The following is a 15,202-nucleotide window of genomic DNA, read 5'->3' as shown; positions in this document are numbered from 1 at the left end:
GCCCATCCACGACCCACACCACCGCATCAGGGGGGAAGGACCATGAAGCGAGGGGGGGACCTCGTGATCACCGTCCTGGCCGGGATCGTCGCGATTCCGCTGGGACTGCTGATCGCCCTGCTGATCCGCTGCACGATGGGCGGACCGGTGCTCTTCCGGCAGACCCGGACGGGGCTGCACGGCAAGGAGTTCGAGATCCTCAAGTTCCGCACCATGCGGGACAGGCGTTTCCCCGAGGAGCCGGACGCTCCCCGGATCACCCGGCTCGGTGAGCTGCTGCGCCGCACCAGCCTGGACGAGCTGCCGCAGCTGTGGAACGTCGCGCGCGGCGAGATGGGCGTGATCGGGCCCCGGCCCACCCTGCCCGAGCAGGTCGTCCACTACTCCACCCGGCAGCGCGGGCGGCTCGACGTCCGGCCCGGCCTGACCGGCTGGGCGCAGGTGCGCGGCCGCAACTCCATCACCTGGCCCGAGCGGATCGAGCTCGACCTCTGGTACGTGGGCAACCGTTCGCTCGGGCTCGACCTGCGGATCCTGCTGCTGACCGTCAAGGTGCTGCTGCGCCCGGCCGGGATCACCGCGGCCGGCGGCGTCAACCCGGGCTTCCCGGCGCCCACCGAGCCCGCCGACACCGGCGCCCCGGCACCGACGGCCCCGGACCACCGGGCGCCCGCCCTCGAACGGGCACCCGCCTTCGAACGTGCCGCCGCCGTCGAACGCGCTCCCGCCGTGATCGGCCTGCCCCGGCAGAGCACGGCGCCCCGGCCGGTCGCGCCGGCGCGCACGGTCCCGTCCCGGCCGTCGCCCGTGCACGCGGCCGTCGAGGAGGCGTCCTGACCACCGGAACGGGCAGGATGGCCCCCGTGCTCCCCGAAACCGCCCCCGACGGGCTCTGGATCGCCGGCGCCGGAGGCGTCGGCCGCGAGGCGCTGGACACCGCGCTCGCGGCCGGCGTCCCGGTCGCGGGCTTCCTCGACGACCACCGGCACGGCGTCACCGTCCGCGGCCTGCCGGTCCGCAGGCCCGCCGACCTCGCACCCGGCGACCGCTACCTGGTCGGGATCGCCGACCCGGCCGTCCGGCGGCGACTCACCGCCCTGCTGGACGGCCTCGGCGCCGCACCGGTCACCCTGGTCCACCCCCGGGCACTGATTGCCCCGGACACCGTGCTCGGCCCGGGCTGCCTGGTGATGGGCGGCGCGTACGTGTCCAGCAGCGTGCGGCTCGGTGCGCACAGCCAGGTCCACTACAACGCGACGGTCGGGCACGACGCCGTGCTCGGCGAGCGGGTGACGGTCTACCCGGGGGGGAACGTCTCGGGCGCCGTGCTGCTGGCGGACGGCGCCACCGTCGGCTCCAACGCCGTGGTCCTGCAGGGCCGCAAGGTCGGCGAGGACGCCTTCGTGGGCGCGGCGGCCGTGGTCACCAGGGACGTGCCGCCCGGTGAGGTGGTGGTGGGCTCCCCGGCCCGCCCGTTGCGCCGGGACTGACGCGGCGGCGCCCGGATAGGGTGCGGACCATGGCCATTCCCGAGTTCCTCGCCGACCTCCGCGCCGTGGTCGGCCCCCGCATGCTCTGGCTCAGCGCCGTCGTCGCGGTCGTCCTGGACGACGACGGCCGGGTGCTGCTCGTCCAGCGCGCCGACGACGGCAGCTGGACGCCGCCCGGCGGCATCCTCGACCCGGGCGAGCAGCCCGCCGACGGCGCGGTCCGCGAGTGCCTGGAGGAGAGCGGGGTGATCGCCGCTCCGGAGCGGCTGGTGGCGGTCACCGTCTCGCCGGAGATCACCTATCCCAACGGTGACATGACGCGGTACCTGGAGCTCGTCTTCCACTGCCGCCCGACGGGCGGCGAGGTCCGGCTGGACGAGGACGAGACCCTGGCGGTCGGCTGGTACGCCCTGGACGCGCTGCCGCCGATGGGCGAGAAGGAACTCGCCTGGATCCACCGGGCGGTGGCCGGCCACGCCGAGGCGGGCTTCGAGTGGAACGGCCTGCCGCGCCCCTGACCGGAGGCTCGCGGCCCGGACACGCCCTACAGCCCGCGGAACCAGTCCGCCGTCCGCTCCAGCCCCTCGCGCAGCGGCACCGGCCGGACGTCCGGGAACAGCTCGCGCAGCCGCGCGTTGTCGGCCTGCGAGTCCCGGACGTCGCCGGGCCGCGGGTCGACGTGCGCCACCTCGACGGGGTGGCCGAGCACCGACTCCAGCTCGCCGATCAGCTCCAGCAGCGAGGTGCGGGTGCCGAAGGCCAGGTTGACCGGGTCGGCGTGCACCACCCGGCGCAGCACCGCCTCGGTGATCACCTGGGTGACGGTGCCGACGAAGGTGAAGTCCCGGCTCTGCCCGCCGTCCCCGTGCACGGTCAGCGGCCGCCCGGCCAGCGCGGCGTCCAGGAAGGCCGGGACGACGGCGGCGTAGGCGTGCCCGGCGGGCTGCAGCGGGCCGAAGACGTTGAAGAACCGCAGCGGGAGCACCCCGAGCCCGTAGCAGTGGTGGTAGGCCGCCAGGTAGGACTCGGTGGCGAGCTTGCTGACCGCGTACGGGCTCATCGGCGCGGTGCGCATGGTCTCCCGCTTGGGCAGCTCGCGGTTGGCGCCGTAGACGGAGGAGGAGGACGCGGCGGCCACGTAGAGGCCCCCGGCGCGGCGGGCCGCCTCCAGCACCTCCAGGGTGCCGGTGGCGTTGGCGTGGTGGCTGGCCAGCGGGTCGGCCACCGAGCGGGGCACGGACGGCAGCGCGGCGAGGTGGACGACGGCGTCGGCGCCGGCGAAGGCCTCGTCCAGCAGCGCCGGGTCGAGGACGGAGCCCTCGTGGAGCACGGCGCCGGTGCCGTCCAGGTTGGTCTTGTGCCCGGTGGAGAGGTCGTCCACGACGCGGACCTGGTCCACCTCGGGCCGGGCCAGCAGCGCCCGGACCAGGTTGGCCCCGATGAATCCGGCTCCGCCGGTGACGACCACGCGCATGGCTGAGGTTCCCCCCTCACGACCGGCCGGCCCCGCGGCCGGTCCTGCGCCGATGGTAGCCGCGCGGTCACCCGCCGTGGGCCGGATCCCGGAGAACGGCCGGAAGCGGACACGGCGGGCCCGGGGCGCGGCGGGGCGGGGGGTTTCAGCCCTTGGGCTGGCGGTAGGCCTCCTCGGCGGCGTCCAGCACCGCCGCGAGGTCGCCGCCGGCCGTGGCGGTGGCCACCGCGGCCACCGCGCCCTCGACGAACGGGGCGTTGGCGAACCGGACCGGGAACGGCAGGCCGTGCTCGTCGGCGTCGGCGAGCAGCCTGCGGACGGTGGTCACCGCGCCGCCGAGATCGGCCAGCACGACCACGCCGTGGCCCTGGTCGACCCGGCGGGTGGCGGCGGCGACCAGGACGGCGCTGATGCCGGGGCCGGCCACCAGGTCCCCGCCGCTCGCGGCCACCGGGGCGGGGGAGCCGTCGTCGGTCAGGGCGAGGGCGAGGGTGCGCACGGCGTCGGCGAGTTCCTGGCTGTGCGAGACGAGGACGACGCCGACCCGGCCGTGCGTGGGGGGCCGACCCGGGGCCGGCCGGGGCTGCGGGGCCGGGGCGGGCGGGGTGCGGGGCGCCGGAGGGTGGGCCGAGGGGGCGTCGGAGATGGGGATGACATCGGCGCGGGTGCCGTCCCGGCGGCTCATCGGCTGCTCCTCGGGCGCTCGGTGGGGGCTGGGCGGTGGGGTGCCCGGGCGGGGCGCTCGGGCGGTGGGGCTCGGTGGGGGCTCCCCACACTCTGGCAGTTCGCCCGCCGCCCGCCCGCGCGGGACACGCCTCCGACGGCGGGCAGGGCCCGCTGACGGTCCGTCGGCCCCGGCCGGGGGAGTCCTGCCGATCCCGCTGACCGGGGGCCGCGCGGATGACTAGGCTGGGGCCGTTCAGGCCGTCGGGAGGAGAGACCAGCAGTGGCAGCCAACAGCGGGACCGGGGTGGAGTCGGCCGGGGTCGGAACGGAGTCGGCCGGAGCGGCGGAGCTCGGCGCGAACGGGAAGCCGAAGGTGGACTTCACCGGGGCGACCTGGCTGTGCAGCAGCCAGGGCGTGGGCGACGTCCAGATCGCCTTCGTGGACGGCTACATCGGCATGCGGGACGGCCGTCAGGAGGACGGTCCGGTCCTGGTGTTCACGCCCGGGGAGTGGCGGGCCTTCGTGCTCGGCGCGCGGGACGGCGAGTTCGACCTCACCTGACCGGATCCGGCCGGACGCCCCCGCGGGCGCGTCCGGCCGGGCCGGACGCGGTGTGTCGAAGGTCTCGGTGCCGAAGATCGCCCCGAAGGTCTCCGGGGCTCATCGTTCCGATCACATTTGAGCGTGCCCCGTCATAATTTCTGTTGACTGCTGGACAAACGCAGCTCAGAGTATGAGCACAGGCAGACGCCGTGCCCACCGCCCCCACGCGGCCAGACACGGCGCCTGCTGTGCAACCCGACAGCGCTGCCGGGTTTCCTCCCAGTCATCCCCTGCGCACCGGGGGTGCGTCGGCCGTTCCCGGCCCACGAGGGGCCGGCAGTCGCCGGGAGGATGGCGCCGGATCCGAGAGCGACTCGGAGGCCGGTGCCGGTGCCCGGGACCCGCACGCCCCCACGCGGCGGCGTCCCGAGCAGATCCGCGGGAGCGACGGGCCGGGGCCCCGCGGACCTTGCTTGTGGTGCATGGAACTGTTGGCTTGTGTGCTGTGCTGTGTGCCACCTCGAAGCTGGGTGCTCGGCGGATCGACACGACGGTGTGCACAGTGAGGGAAACGCGGGTAGGGCCGCGTTGCGACAGGCCGTCCCCCCGAAGGGTGAAACCCAGAACGGCTGTCGTGCTGAACCGAACGTAGCCCGGACGGTTGCTCAGAGTCAACATTGGTCTCTGAGCGTGGATCTCCGTCCAGCGTCCCACCCACCCCGCGAGCGTGGTGTGCCGGGCACGTACGATGTTCCCATGTCTTTTCTCCGCCGTCGCTCCGGTCAGCCCACCGGCCCGGACTTCGACGTGCTCGCCATGGACCCGGGCGACTGGCCCGGCGACTTCGGTGCGGCCATGATGACCGGCCCGGACGGCTCCTGCCAGGGGATTTTCCTGCGCTACGACCTGTTCGGCGGCAGAGGCCCGGCGATGTTCATCGGCAACCTCCCCGAGGGTTCGCCGGCCCGGGACACCGGCGACAGCGTGCCCTTCGAGGTGCGCCAGCTGCTCGCCGCCCTCGGTGACGAGGAACCGGTCGACTTCGTCTCGGCGGAGGACTTCCCGGTCATGCTCGGGGACGACCTGCTGATCGTGAAGAAGGTCAAGGTCAGCGAGGGCCGGGTCTTCTGTGCCCAGTTCGGCCGGAGTGACGGCGTGCAGGTCACCATCGCCTCCTGGGACCGACCGATTTCGGACGACCTCTACCAGTTGCTCAAGCCGCTGCCCGCGGACATGTTCCAGCAGGGCTGACGGAGTACCGGAACCGTGCCCCGGAGGGCAGGGTTCCGGCGCCCGGTCCGGCACTCGTCGCACTCCCGTCACCCCGCTCGTTCCGGGCCTCGGGCGCTGCTTGACGGCCTCGATCACGGCTTCGTAAAGTCGCGGACATGTCGTGCCGTCCCCTGCTGCTGACCCGTCGCAGCTACCTCGACCTGCGGCGCACCGCCAGCGCGGCGTGTCCGGGCCACTGAGGGGGATTCGTCCCCGAGGCGGCGGGCGGCCGGCCGAACGGCCGGCGCCGGTCCGGGGGCGGGAGTTCCGCCGACCTCCGGGGTCGCCTACCGGTACCGCGCGCCCGATGCGGGTGTGTCGAGGAGTCAGAGCCCACGCTGCCGCCCGGAGGCACCAGCCCCATGAGCACCATCGCTGCCGATCAGTCGCCCGCCGTTCCGTCGCCCGTCGCCTCCGCCCTCGCGGGGCTGCCCCGGGTCGTCGACCTGCTGGCCGCCCGGGCCGAGGAGCACGACCGCGACGCGACCTTCCCCTACCAGGGCATCGAGGCCGTGCACGAGGCCGGACTGCTCACCCTGACCGTCGACCGGCGGTACGGCGGACCCGGCGGCACGCTCGCCGACACCGTCCAGGTGCTGTCCCAACTCGGGCGCGGGGACGCCTCGGTGGCCGTGGTCACCGCCTTCACCCTGCTCCAGCACGCCGAACAGGCGCGGACCGCCGGCTGGCCGGTGGCCGGCTACCGGCGGCTGCTCACCGAGTCCCGGCGCGGACCGGCCCTGGTCAACACTCTGCACGCGGAGCCCGGCGCCCGCGCCGGCGAGCCGCCGGCCACGGTGGCCCGCTGGGACGGTACGGGCTGGCTGCTCACCGGCCGCAAGACGTACTGCGCCGGTGCCGAGGCGCTCGCCTGGATGGCGGTGACCGCCCGGACCGACGAACCGGAGCCCAGGACCGGCACCTTCCTGGTGCGCGGCGAGAGCGAGGGGCTGGAGGTCGATCCGACCTGGGACCAGCTGGGCCTGCGGGCCAGTGCCAGCCATGACGTGGTGCTGGACGAGGTGCGGGTGCCCGCCGAGCTCGCGCTCGGCCTGAACCCGCCGAAGGGCGGCGCCGGAAGGGGCGTTACCGGTTCTGCCGCGCGCCCCGCTTCTGCCTCGACCGCCACCGGGGACGTGCCCCGGGCCGTCCCGGCGGCCGAACTCGCCCGCGCCTGGCACGATCTGGCGCTCTCCGCGGTGGCCGTCGGGGTGGCCCGCTCGGCCCAGGACTGGCTGGTCCGCTTCCTGCACCAGCGAACTCCGGCCAATCTCACCGAACCGCTCGGCAGCCTGCCCCGCTACCGCAGCGCGCTGGGCGAGATCGAGGCCCAGCTGATCGGCGCCGAGGAACTGGTCCACGGGCTGGCCCCCCGGGTGGACCGGGCCGAGCCGGAGGCCGTCGCCCGGACCGGCCCGGCCCACCTGCTGGCCACCCGGGCCGCGATATCCGCCGTCCAGCAGGCCGTCTCGCTCACCGGCAACCCGGGCCTGAGCCGCCGTCACCCGCTGGAGCGCTACCTGCGGGACGCGCTCAGCAGCCGGGTCCACCTGGCCCCCGACGAGGCCGTCCTGGAGGCCGCGGGCCGGGCCGCCCTGGAACGCGGCGCCCGGCCCTGACCGGACGCCGGCGGCCGGCCGGCGTCACCTCGTCCCGACGGCGGCCCGGACCGCGCGGCGGGCCAGCGCGGCGTCGTCGTACAGCCGGCGGATCATGATCCGCTGCTCCTCGCCGGCGCCCGGCACGTCGTACAGCCGGATCTCGCGCATCAGCACCAGCACCAGGTTCACCAGGAACGCGTCCCGGGCCAGCGTGCCGCCGCTCTGGGCGAGTTGGCTGATCTGCCGGCGTGCCGCGGTGTCCCCGGACAGCACGCTCCAGAGCACCGCCAGGTCGTAGCCGGGCAGGTACCAGCCGGCCTGCTCCCAGTCGACCAGCACCGGACCGGACGGCGCCAGCAGCATGTTGCTGAGCAGCGCGTCACCGTGGCACAGCTGGAGCGGGGCGTGCCCGAGGCCGTGCAGCAGGCCGCGCAGGTCCCCGGCGTCCCGGTCGGTGAGCTGGCCCACCGAGTGGTAGCGGGCGATCTCCAACTGGTAGTCCAGCCGGGGCTGGAACACGTCGGTCGGCGGCCGCCACAGGTTGAGCGTGCGCACGGCGGTGAGCAGCGCCCGCACCTCGCCCGGCGTGGGCGCGTTGGCCGGGTGGCGCTCCCGGGCGGCCGGGCGGCCGGGCACGCGCTCCATGACGAGCACGCAGCGGTCGTGGTCGGCCGCCACCAGCCGGGGCAGCCGCACCGGCGGGCGGTGCCGGACGAAGGCCCGGTAGACCGCCACCTCGTGGTGGAAGTCGGCCACCAGCTGCTCGAAGTACGCACTCCGCACGGCTTGCGGGGAGAGGCACTTGGCCACCACCGGAGCCCGGCCGATGGTGCCCGCCACCAGGATGTGGCGGCTTCCCTCGCGCAGCACCTGGCGCGGGGTGAACGCGGGACATATCCGCGAGACGCCGGCGAGCGCGGCCCGGACGGACGGCGTCTGCAGCGCCGAGGGGTCGATCCGCTCCTGTGCCGCAGGCTGGCCCGGCCGGACCGGCGGGCGCAGCAGCCCCGGCCGGCCGTCGCCGGGTCGGGCGGCGGGGATCCGGGCCCCGGGGACGCGGGGCCCGGCCGGGGCGGCGGTCTCGGGCGAGCGGAGCCCCAGCGCGGCCCGGGCGGCCTGGCCCCGGGGGTCCGCGGGCCGGCCGTCGACGGCGCCGCGCTGGGCGGCCGGCCGGGACGGCGGCGGGACCTGCTTCGGGCCGGGACGGCCGGCGGCTGCGGTGGGGGGGCGCAGCGCGGTCCGGGGCGCGGTCGGCGTCGGGGAGGTCGCTGAGGAGTACATGGGGTGAGGGAGATCCCTTCCTGGTCCGTCTCGGATGAGCCCGCGGGGGCGGGGAGGGCCGTGCCGCCGGGTTCCTGGTCCGGCGGCGGGCCCTTGTGCGCTCCGGTGGGTGGTGCGCGGGCGCCGGGCACGGACGCCGGGGCCGGAACCCCGTGCTGCGGCGGTGGACCGGCCGTCCGCACCCTGGGGAATGCGGTCGGCCGGTTCTGCCGCGGCCGTGCCCGGCGCCCCCGCGCCACCCGGCCGCGCCACCCCCTCGGGTGAGGACCGGGAGCGCCCCGGAACCCGCGCGGGGGAACCCCCCGGACCGGTCTGGGACGCCGCCCGACCCGGAGGCGAGGTGACGCACCTCTACATCACACCCGGGCGACGGTGGTTGGTAATGTGGCGGACCCTGGCGAAGCCTGGCGAATGCTCGCCGGGTACCTGGCGGAGCCTCTAGCCTCGGACCAGCCGAGGAATCCTGGGGGCTTCACTTGAGCAGGGGACCCAACACCCGACTCGCCGATCTGTTCGTCCTGACCGGATGGTCGAAGGGCGAGCTGGCCCGGCTGGTCAACAGGCGGGGTGCCGCGATGGGACAGCAGCAGCTGTCCACCGACACCTCGCGGGTGCGGCGGTGGATCGAGCAGGGGGAGATCCCGCGCGATCCGGTGCCGAGGGTACTGGCAGCCGTGTTCACGGAGCGGCTCGGCCGTGTCGTCACCACTGAGGACCTCGGTCTGGAGCGACACCGGCCCACCAGGACCGGAGCGGGGCAGTCCGCCACCACGTCGACATGGGAGCCGGATCGGACGGCCGCGGTCCTCACCGAGTTCACGGGAATGGACCTCATGCTGAACCGACGTGGATTGGTGGGTGCGGGCGCCGCGCTCACGGCCGGGGTGGTCATCGCCGACTCGCTGAAGGGCTGGCTGGGCGGGGACGCGGTCGCGTACGCGGCCTCGGCGCCCGGTCCGCGCCAGGTGGTCACCCAGGGCGGTGTCCGGCCGGTGGTGGAGCTGTACGACGCGGGCCCGGTGGGGTCCGAGGAGGTGCAGGCGCTGGAGCGCTCGGTGCAGGTGTTCCGGGCCTGGGACGCGGCCCGCGGCGGCGGCCTGCAGCGCAAGGCGGTGGTCGGTCAACTCAACGAGGTGGGCGGGCTGCTGACGCACCGCCACAGCGCCGCCGTGGAGCGGCGGTTGTGGCTGGTCGCGGCCAACCTCGCGGTGCTGGCGGGCTGGATGTCGCACGACGTGGGGCTGGAGCCGACCGCGCAGAAGTACTTCACGCTGGCCGCCGAGTCGGCGAAGGAGGCCGACGACCGGCCGCGGGCGGGGGAGGCGCTCTCCCGGGCGGCGCGCCAGATGGTGCACCTCGGGCGGGCCGACGACGCGATCGACCTGATGGCCGCGGCGCGGGCGAGCGGCGGCCGGATGCTGCCGAGCACCCGGGCGATGCTGAACACCGTGGAGGCGTGGGCGCACGCGTCGATCGGGCAGTCGCAGGCGACCTGGCGGCTGCTGGGGGAGGCGGAGGACCTCTTCGCGGAGGACCCGGACGGTCCGCCGCCGTCCTGGATGCAGGTCTTCGACGAGGCGGAGCTGCGCGGGATGCAGGCGCTGGTGCTGCGCACGCTCGCCGAGCACGACGTCTCGGCCGCCGGTGAGGCGCGCCGGCACGCGGAGCGGGTGATCCGGCTGCGGGAGGGGACCGGTCAGCTGCGCTCGGCGCTGTTCGACCGGATCACGCTGGCCTCGGTGCACTGGCTCACCGGGGAGCCGGAGGCGGCGGACGCGCAGGTCAGGGAGGCGCTGCGGCTGATCGGCCAGAACTCCTCGCACCGGACGTGGGACCGGCTGCGCGAGATGTACCGGCTGACCGCGCACTACCGGGGCGTGCCGGCGGTGGACGAGCTGCGGGGCGAGCTGGGGCAGGAGCTGCGGGTGGCGGCGGCGAAGAACCGGTCCCGGTTCGCCTGATCCCGGCCGGGCCCGGCGGCGGGGCCGGGGCCTCGGGGTGTTCGGGGGCCGGGGCGGTCAGCAGGCGCGGGCCGGGCGCAGCAGCATGCGCAGGGCGGTGACCGTGCCGTCGCTGCCGAGCACGGGCTCGCCGGCGCACTCGACCATGCCGTGTCCGCCACCGGGGTGGCGGACCTGGAGGGTGCCGACGGCGGACCGGCCGTGCACCAGCGCGTCGGTCATCATCCGGCGCAGCTGCGGCCGGTCCGCCTCGCTCAGCCGGTCGGGCAGCCGGTCGAGGCTGAGCGGGCCGTGGCCGGGGTCGCAGCCGAGCAGTCGGTAGGCCTCGGCGGACCAGCGCACGTCGTCGGTGCGCAGGTCCCATTCGGCGGCGGCGACCGTGTCGCGGCCGGGCGTCGGTGTCATGGGCATGGTGTGTCCAGTCATCCGTGCGCGGCGGTCGGCCGGCGATGGTGGGAACGACTTTCGCACAGCGGTCCGACGTCCGTGGGCGATTTGGACAGAACGCCGCCAAAGTTCCCCCGGCATATGCCAGTGCGCACAATGGCCCGGTCGCCCTGTGTGCGACGGGCTGTCCGAAGCGGTAACCTTCGGTGATTCCGGCGCCCGGGCGCCCACCGCAGTACCGACCAGAGACCCCGGCGACGGAAATCCCGTTGCCACTACGACCGCCGCAACGGATGCTGACCTCATGTTCGAGCCAGTGATAGCACCCAGTGCCAGCCTCCTCGGCCTCCTGCAGCGAGGTCGCGGTGACGGGCAGCTCCATGCGCTGGCCGCCGACCGCACCGAGGCCATCACCGCGTTGGAGGAGTGCGTCACCAGGGACCCGCGAGCCGACTGGCAGGTCGAGAACCGCTCCCTCTACTACGCCCGCCTCTACATGGAGCTGGAGGCGTCGCTCGACGGCATCGAGGACCACCTCCACTCCCCGGAGGACCTCCTCGACGAGGACGAGGCCCGCACCGGCCTCGCGCTGTCCGTCCTGGGCCACCTCGCCGCGTACGGCCGCCGGGACGCCCTCCTCATGCTCCGCGAGTACGCCGCCACCGGCACCAACTGGGCCTGGGCCCTGGACGAGCTGGCGCTGCGCGACGACGACCGCGGCCTGCTGCTGCTCGGGACCGCCGTGCTGGACCGCTTCGCGCCGGGCCCCGAGGGGGACGCCGAGCTGCGCGAGACCATCCGGGGCGCCTACGAGCCCAGGCCCTGGAGGCTCTGGGCCGCCTACCACCCCAGAGTGGCCGCGGCCAGTGAGCAGTCACCCTTCGACCTGTGGCAGCGCCAGCTGAACCGCAGCGGCGTCACCCCCGGCTGGTCCACCTCCGACGTGCTGGCCTGGGCCGACCAGGGCGAGCTCGGCGGCCTCGGCGCCGCCGCCTTCGCGGGCGGCCCGGTCCGCCCCGAGGCGCCCCGTGACGCCGGCTCCCCGGCCCGCCCCGACGCGGTGGACCGCCGCGCCGCCGCGGCCGCCCGCTGCCTGGCCGCCGTGGTGCGGCCCGAGGACCTCGGCGCCGTCCTGGAGGCGGCCCGCAGCGGTCTGCCCGGCGCCCGCCGGGCGGCCCTGCGCTACCTCGTCGACCAGTGCGACCCGGCCGCGGCCGGCCTGATCGAGGCGGCCGCCGCCGACGTGGACGACCGGATGGTCCGGTTCGCCCTGGAACTGCTCGGCCGGATGCGCGGCCCGGAGGCGCTGGCCCAGGCCCGCCGCTGGGCCGACCCGGCCACCGGCGGCGCCGACAGCGCCCTCGGCGAGGCCGCCGTGCGGCTGCTGGCCGACGCGGGGGAGCCCGTGGACGGGCCCCTGGTGGTGGGCGGGCTGCGCCGCTGGGTCTCGGTCCACGGGGTGTCCGGGGCCGACGCCGGGCTCGGGACGCTGGTCGACGGCGCGGGGCGGCTGGCCGCCGCCGGAGCCGTCCCGGTCCTGCGCCACATCTACGGGGAGGCCGTCTCCTCGGAACTGCGCGGTCGCGCCGCCCGGGCGCTCGCCGCCACCGACGTGCACTTCCCCGAGGGGCCGGCCGTCGAGTGCCTCTGGGACTGCGAGGAGTCCACCCGGGAGCTCGCCGCGAGACACGTCGCCACCACCGGTGACGCCCGCGTGCTGGAGCGCCTGCGCCGCCTCGCCGCCGACCCGGCCGAGGAGGCCGAGGTCCACGCCGCCGTCCGGGGCCGGCTGACGGCCGCCCGGGAACGCCGCCGCTAGCGCGCCGCCTGCGCCGGGACGACGAAACGGGCCGGTCCACCTCGACGGTGGGCCGGCCCGCTCTGCTGCTCCCGAATGGAACGCGGTTCTCGTTCGCCGCTACTTGGCGACCACGCCGGCGTCCGGGGCCAGCGTGCCCACGGAGACCAGGACGATGATCAGGACGCCGAGCGCGATGCGGTAGATCACGAACGGCATGAAGCTGTTGTTCGAGATGTACTTCAGGAACCAGGAGATCGCCGCGTAGCCGACCACGAAGGCGATCAGGGTGGCCAGGATGGTCGGGCCCCAGGCCGGAGCCGGCCCCTCGCCGATCTTGAACAGCTCCAGGACGCCGGAGGCCAGCACCGCCGGGATCGCCAGCAGGAACGAGTACCGGGCCGCCGCCTCGCGGCTGTAGCCGAGCAGCAGGCCCGCGCTGATGGTGCCGCCGGAGCGCGAGACGCCCGGGATGAGCGCGAGCGCCTGGGCCATGCCGTAGCCGGCCGCGTGCGGCAGGGTCAGGTCGGTGATCGGCTTGGCGTGCCGGATCGCCCGGGTGCGGTCGGCGACCGCCAGGATCACGCCGAACAGGATCAGCGTGCTGCCGATGATCCGCAGGTCGCGGAGGTCCTGCTCGATGGTGTCCTGGAACAGCTTGCCCAGGATGCCGATCGGCAGGGTGCCCATGATCACGAACCAGCCCATCCGCGCGTCCTGGTGCGAGCGCAGCGCGGGCTTGAACAGCGAGAGCGTCCAGGTCTTCACGATCGACGCGATGTCGCGGCGGAAGTAGATCAGCACCGCGGTCTCGGTACCGAGCTGCGTCACGGCGGTGAAGGCCGCTCCCGGGTCCTTCCAGCCCAGCAGGGCGGGGAAGACCCGGAGGTGGGCGCTGGAGGAGATCGGCAGGAACTCGGTGAGCCCCTGGATCAGGCCGAGGACGGCCCCGTGGAACCACTCGATCACCGGACACCCGCCCGGGGTATCCGTCGCTCGATGCGCATGAAGCGTTCCTTGTTGGTCGGTGCGGGAACGGCCCTGCGAACCGGCCGGCGCGGTCCAGCGGCGCGGCTCGATTGCAGGCGAACCACCGGTCCCGCCCGGCGCTACGGGCCGCGCGCGGGCCCGGCGTCCGCCTGATGCTACGCCGTTCAGGTGACGGCCTGTCGCCCGCCCCCACTTTCGGGGCCGTTCCCGCGACCGGTGCCCCCGGACCGGTCAGCCGGCCACCGGCCGGGCCCGCACCCAGATCCGGTCCTCGGTCAGGTAGGAGTCGACGGCCAGCCCGGCCTCGGCGAGCGCCTGTTCGAACTCCGCCCGGTCCATCGGGCGCGACAGAAAGGTCTGGGTCCACGTGGCGTCCGGGAACTCGTACTCCACGTGCACCTGGTTCACGCCCTCGGCCACCGGCGTGGCCGAGGCCACCCGGACCAGCCCGTCCGTCCCGAGCGGACGCTCGCGCGGCACCTTCGCCCGCGTCTGCCAGTCCTCGCCCTCGCGCTGGATCAGCACGCAGCCGTCCGCGGCGACGTGCCGGCGGCAGGCGTCCAGCAGGCCCCGGCGGACGTCCAGGCTGCCGGCGTGGATCAGGAAGGAGGCGAGCAGCACGACGTCGAAGCGCTCGCCGAGGTCGAGGCGCTCGATCGGGCTGCGCACGGTGCGCGCCCCGCGGACCCGCGCCAGCATCTCGGCGGACTCGTCCACCGCCGTCACCCGGAAGCCCCGCTCCAGCAGCGGATGGGTCATCCGGCCCACGCCGCAGCCGAGTTCGAGCAGGCTCGCGCCGGGCGGGACGGCGCCCGCGATCAGGTCGGGCTCGTCGTTGACGGGCAGCCGTGCGTACATGTCGACCGCGCAGCCGTCCGGGGTGATCGCGCCCGGGCCGGTGCCGCGGTAGCCCTCGCGGTGCTGGGGGTGTCGTTCGTCAGCCATGCGAACCATCCGAGCACGGTGGGCGCCGGGTGGGAAGAGGGCGTGCTGATCAATGCTTGGCAGATACCCCAGGGGGGTATAGAGTCATCGACGAGCCGGGCAGCACGGCCACAGGGAACGAGCACGCGGAGGACGACATGGCGCACCCCGCCCAGCACGACCACCGGCAGCACGCCGGCCACGAGCACCACGAGCACGAGCACCACGAACACCGCGGCCACGAGGGTCATGAGGGCCACCACGGGCACGCACACCACGAGGGCCACGGGCACGGTGGCGGGGCCACCACCTGGGCGGCCGCGGCGCAGGCGACCCTGCACTGCCTCACCGGCTGCGCCATCGGCGAGATCCTCGGCATGGTGCTCGGCACCGCCTTCGGGCTGCACAACGGCGCCACCGTGGTGCTCTCGATCCTGCTGGCCTTCGTCTTCGGTTACGCGCTGACCATGCGCGGCGTGCTCAAGGCCGGCCTGGACGTCCGCACCGCCGCCAAGGTCGCGCTGGCCGCCGACACCGTCTCGATCATCGTCATGGAGATCATCGACAACACCGTGATGATGACCGTCCCCGGCGCCATGGACGCCGGCCTCGGCGATCTGCTGTTCTGGCTGGCGCTGGCCGGCTCGCTGCTCCTGGCCTTCGTCCTGACCGTCCCGATCAACAAGTGGATGATCGGCAAGGGCCGCGGCCACGCCGTGGTGCACGCCTACCACCAGCACTGACCGCTCGCCCGCGCTGCCCGGACCGAACGCCGCGGCCCGCGCCCGCCCCTCCGCAGGGGGCAGGCGCGGGC

Annotated in this window: 15 protein-coding genes; 9 read left to right on the top strand and 6 right to left on the bottom strand. The window is 75.0% G+C overall.

Annotated features, from left to right (window positions below):
- The first annotated feature begins 42 nt into the window (after positions 1–42).
- From ACFVVU_RS37680 to ACFVVU_RS37670, 3 genes are read left to right on the top strand one after another with little or no spacing between them, the layout of a single operon-like run.
- Positions 43–837, top strand: coding sequence for a sugar transferase (locus ACFVVU_RS37680; RefSeq protein ID WP_387794291.1), 795 nt, complete (start codon positions 43–45; stop codon positions 835–837).
- Between the two features lie 26 nt (positions 838–863).
- Positions 864–1,490: a NeuD/PglB/VioB family sugar acetyltransferase gene (locus ACFVVU_RS37675; RefSeq protein WP_387794289.1), complete on the top strand. Its 627-nt coding sequence runs from the start codon at positions 864–866 to the stop codon at positions 1,488–1,490.
- 29 nt (positions 1,491–1,519) lie between these two features.
- Positions 1,520–2,008 (top strand): NUDIX domain-containing protein, encoded by a 489-nt coding sequence (locus ACFVVU_RS37670; RefSeq protein WP_380684078.1) that lies wholly within the window; start codon positions 1,520–1,522, stop codon positions 2,006–2,008.
- A gap of 26 nt (positions 2,009–2,034) precedes the next feature.
- Here the strand turns inward: ACFVVU_RS37670 and ACFVVU_RS37665 are convergent, their stop codons facing one another.
- Together ACFVVU_RS37665 and ACFVVU_RS37660 are read right to left on the bottom strand one after the other, a co-directional pair.
- Positions 2,035–2,964: an NAD-dependent epimerase/dehydratase family protein gene (locus tag ACFVVU_RS37665; RefSeq protein WP_380684079.1), complete on the bottom strand. Its 930-nt coding sequence runs from the start codon at positions 2,962–2,964 to the stop codon at positions 2,035–2,037.
- Between the two features lie 145 nt (positions 2,965–3,109).
- The gene (locus tag ACFVVU_RS37660) at positions 3,110–3,649 is read right to left on the bottom strand and encodes a PTS-dependent dihydroxyacetone kinase phosphotransferase subunit DhaM (RefSeq protein ID WP_380684081.1); all 540 of its coding nucleotides are present in this window, start codon (positions 3,647–3,649) and stop codon (positions 3,110–3,112) included.
- A 285-nt stretch (positions 3,650–3,934) separates the two neighbouring features.
- Here ACFVVU_RS37660 and ACFVVU_RS37655 point away from each other — a divergent pair, with 285 nt between their 5' ends.
- From ACFVVU_RS37655 to ACFVVU_RS37645, 3 genes are all read left to right on the top strand, one after another.
- Entirely contained in the window at positions 3,935–4,192 is a 258-nt protein-coding gene (locus tag ACFVVU_RS37655) for a DUF397 domain-containing protein (RefSeq protein ID WP_380715569.1), read from the top strand.
- A gap of 738 nt (positions 4,193–4,930) precedes the next feature.
- The gene (locus tag ACFVVU_RS37650; protein WP_355369788.1) at positions 4,931–5,425 is read left to right on the top strand and encodes a hypothetical protein; all 495 of its coding nucleotides are present in this window, start codon (positions 4,931–4,933) and stop codon (positions 5,423–5,425) included.
- 383 nt (positions 5,426–5,808) lie between these two features.
- Positions 5,809–7,065 (top strand): acyl-CoA dehydrogenase family protein, encoded by a 1,257-nt coding sequence (locus ACFVVU_RS37645; RefSeq protein ID WP_387794286.1) that lies wholly within the window; start codon positions 5,809–5,811, stop codon positions 7,063–7,065.
- A gap of 24 nt (positions 7,066–7,089) precedes the next feature.
- Here the strand turns inward: ACFVVU_RS37645 and ACFVVU_RS37640 are convergent, their stop codons facing one another.
- Complete coding sequence (locus ACFVVU_RS37640) at positions 7,090–8,328, bottom strand: phosphotransferase (protein WP_387794284.1); 1,239 nt, start codon at positions 8,326–8,328, stop codon at positions 7,090–7,092.
- 476 nt (positions 8,329–8,804) lie between these two features.
- Here ACFVVU_RS37640 and ACFVVU_RS37635 point away from each other — a divergent pair, with 476 nt between their 5' ends.
- Positions 8,805–10,289 (top strand): hypothetical protein, encoded by a 1,485-nt coding sequence (locus tag ACFVVU_RS37635; protein WP_387794283.1) that lies wholly within the window; start codon positions 8,805–8,807, stop codon positions 10,287–10,289.
- A gap of 57 nt (positions 10,290–10,346) precedes the next feature.
- Here the strand turns inward: ACFVVU_RS37635 and ACFVVU_RS37630 are convergent, their stop codons facing one another.
- Positions 10,347–10,694: a PAS domain-containing protein gene (locus ACFVVU_RS37630; protein WP_380689262.1), complete on the bottom strand. Its 348-nt coding sequence runs from the start codon at positions 10,692–10,694 to the stop codon at positions 10,347–10,349.
- 286 nt (positions 10,695–10,980) lie between these two features.
- Between ACFVVU_RS37630 and ACFVVU_RS37625 the strand changes: the two genes are divergently transcribed.
- Positions 10,981–12,495 carry a HEAT repeat domain-containing protein gene (locus ACFVVU_RS37625; protein ID WP_380689261.1) on the top strand — a complete coding sequence of 505 codons (1,515 nt, stop codon included), beginning with the start codon at positions 10,981–10,983 and terminating at the stop codon, positions 12,493–12,495.
- A gap of 99 nt (positions 12,496–12,594) precedes the next feature.
- Here the strand turns inward: ACFVVU_RS37625 and ACFVVU_RS37620 are convergent, their stop codons facing one another.
- Positions 12,595–13,440 (bottom strand): undecaprenyl-diphosphate phosphatase, encoded by an 846-nt coding sequence (locus ACFVVU_RS37620; RefSeq protein WP_380689928.1) that lies wholly within the window; start codon positions 13,438–13,440, stop codon positions 12,595–12,597.
- Between the two features lie 255 nt (positions 13,441–13,695).
- Positions 13,696–14,409, bottom strand: coding sequence for a class I SAM-dependent methyltransferase (locus tag ACFVVU_RS37615; RefSeq protein ID WP_380689926.1), 714 nt, complete (start codon positions 14,407–14,409; stop codon positions 13,696–13,698).
- A 137-nt stretch (positions 14,410–14,546) separates the two neighbouring features.
- Here ACFVVU_RS37615 and ACFVVU_RS37610 point away from each other — a divergent pair, with 137 nt between their 5' ends.
- On the top strand, positions 14,547–15,131 hold the full coding sequence (locus ACFVVU_RS37610) for a DUF4396 domain-containing protein (RefSeq protein ID WP_387794281.1): 585 nt from the start codon (positions 14,547–14,549) through the stop codon (positions 15,129–15,131).
- Positions 15,132–15,202 lie beyond the last annotated feature (71 nt).

The organism is Kitasatospora sp. NPDC057965, from assembly GCF_042887135.1.
Classification (GTDB): Bacteria; Actinomycetota; Actinomycetes; order Streptomycetales; family Streptomycetaceae; genus Kitasatospora.
The sequence above is the reverse complement of the archived record's forward strand: the minus strand, read 5'-3'. Positions and strand labels throughout refer to the sequence as shown.

Coding starts and splice junctions, on each gene's coding strand:
- ACFVVU_RS37665 (WP_380684079.1), bottom strand. CDS start 2,964: ATGCGCGTGGTCGTCACCGGCGGAGCCGGATTCATCGGGGCCAACCTG.
- ACFVVU_RS37650 (WP_355369788.1), top strand. CDS start 4,931: ATGTCTTTTCTCCGCCGTCGCTCCGGTCAGCCCACCGGCCCGGACTTC.
- ACFVVU_RS37680 (WP_387794291.1), top strand. CDS start 43: ATGAAGCGAGGGGGGGACCTCGTGATCACCGTCCTGGCCGGGATCGTC.
- ACFVVU_RS37610 (WP_387794281.1), top strand. CDS start 14,547: ATGGCGCACCCCGCCCAGCACGACCACCGGCAGCACGCCGGCCACGAG.
- ACFVVU_RS37640 (WP_387794284.1), bottom strand. CDS start 8,328: ATGTACTCCTCAGCGACCTCCCCGACGCCGACCGCGCCCCGGACCGCG.
- ACFVVU_RS37645 (WP_387794286.1), top strand. CDS start 5,809: ATGAGCACCATCGCTGCCGATCAGTCGCCCGCCGTTCCGTCGCCCGTC.
- ACFVVU_RS37615 (WP_380689926.1), bottom strand. CDS start 14,409: ATGGCTGACGAACGACACCCCCAGCACCGCGAGGGCTACCGCGGCACC.
- ACFVVU_RS37625 (WP_380689261.1), top strand. CDS start 10,981: ATGTTCGAGCCAGTGATAGCACCCAGTGCCAGCCTCCTCGGCCTCCTG.
- ACFVVU_RS37630 (WP_380689262.1), bottom strand. CDS start 10,694: ATGACACCGACGCCCGGCCGCGACACGGTCGCCGCCGCCGAATGGGAC.
- ACFVVU_RS37670 (WP_380684078.1), top strand. CDS start 1,520: ATGGCCATTCCCGAGTTCCTCGCCGACCTCCGCGCCGTGGTCGGCCCC.
- ACFVVU_RS37660 (WP_380684081.1), bottom strand. CDS start 3,649: ATGAGCCGCCGGGACGGCACCCGCGCCGATGTCATCCCCATCTCCGAC.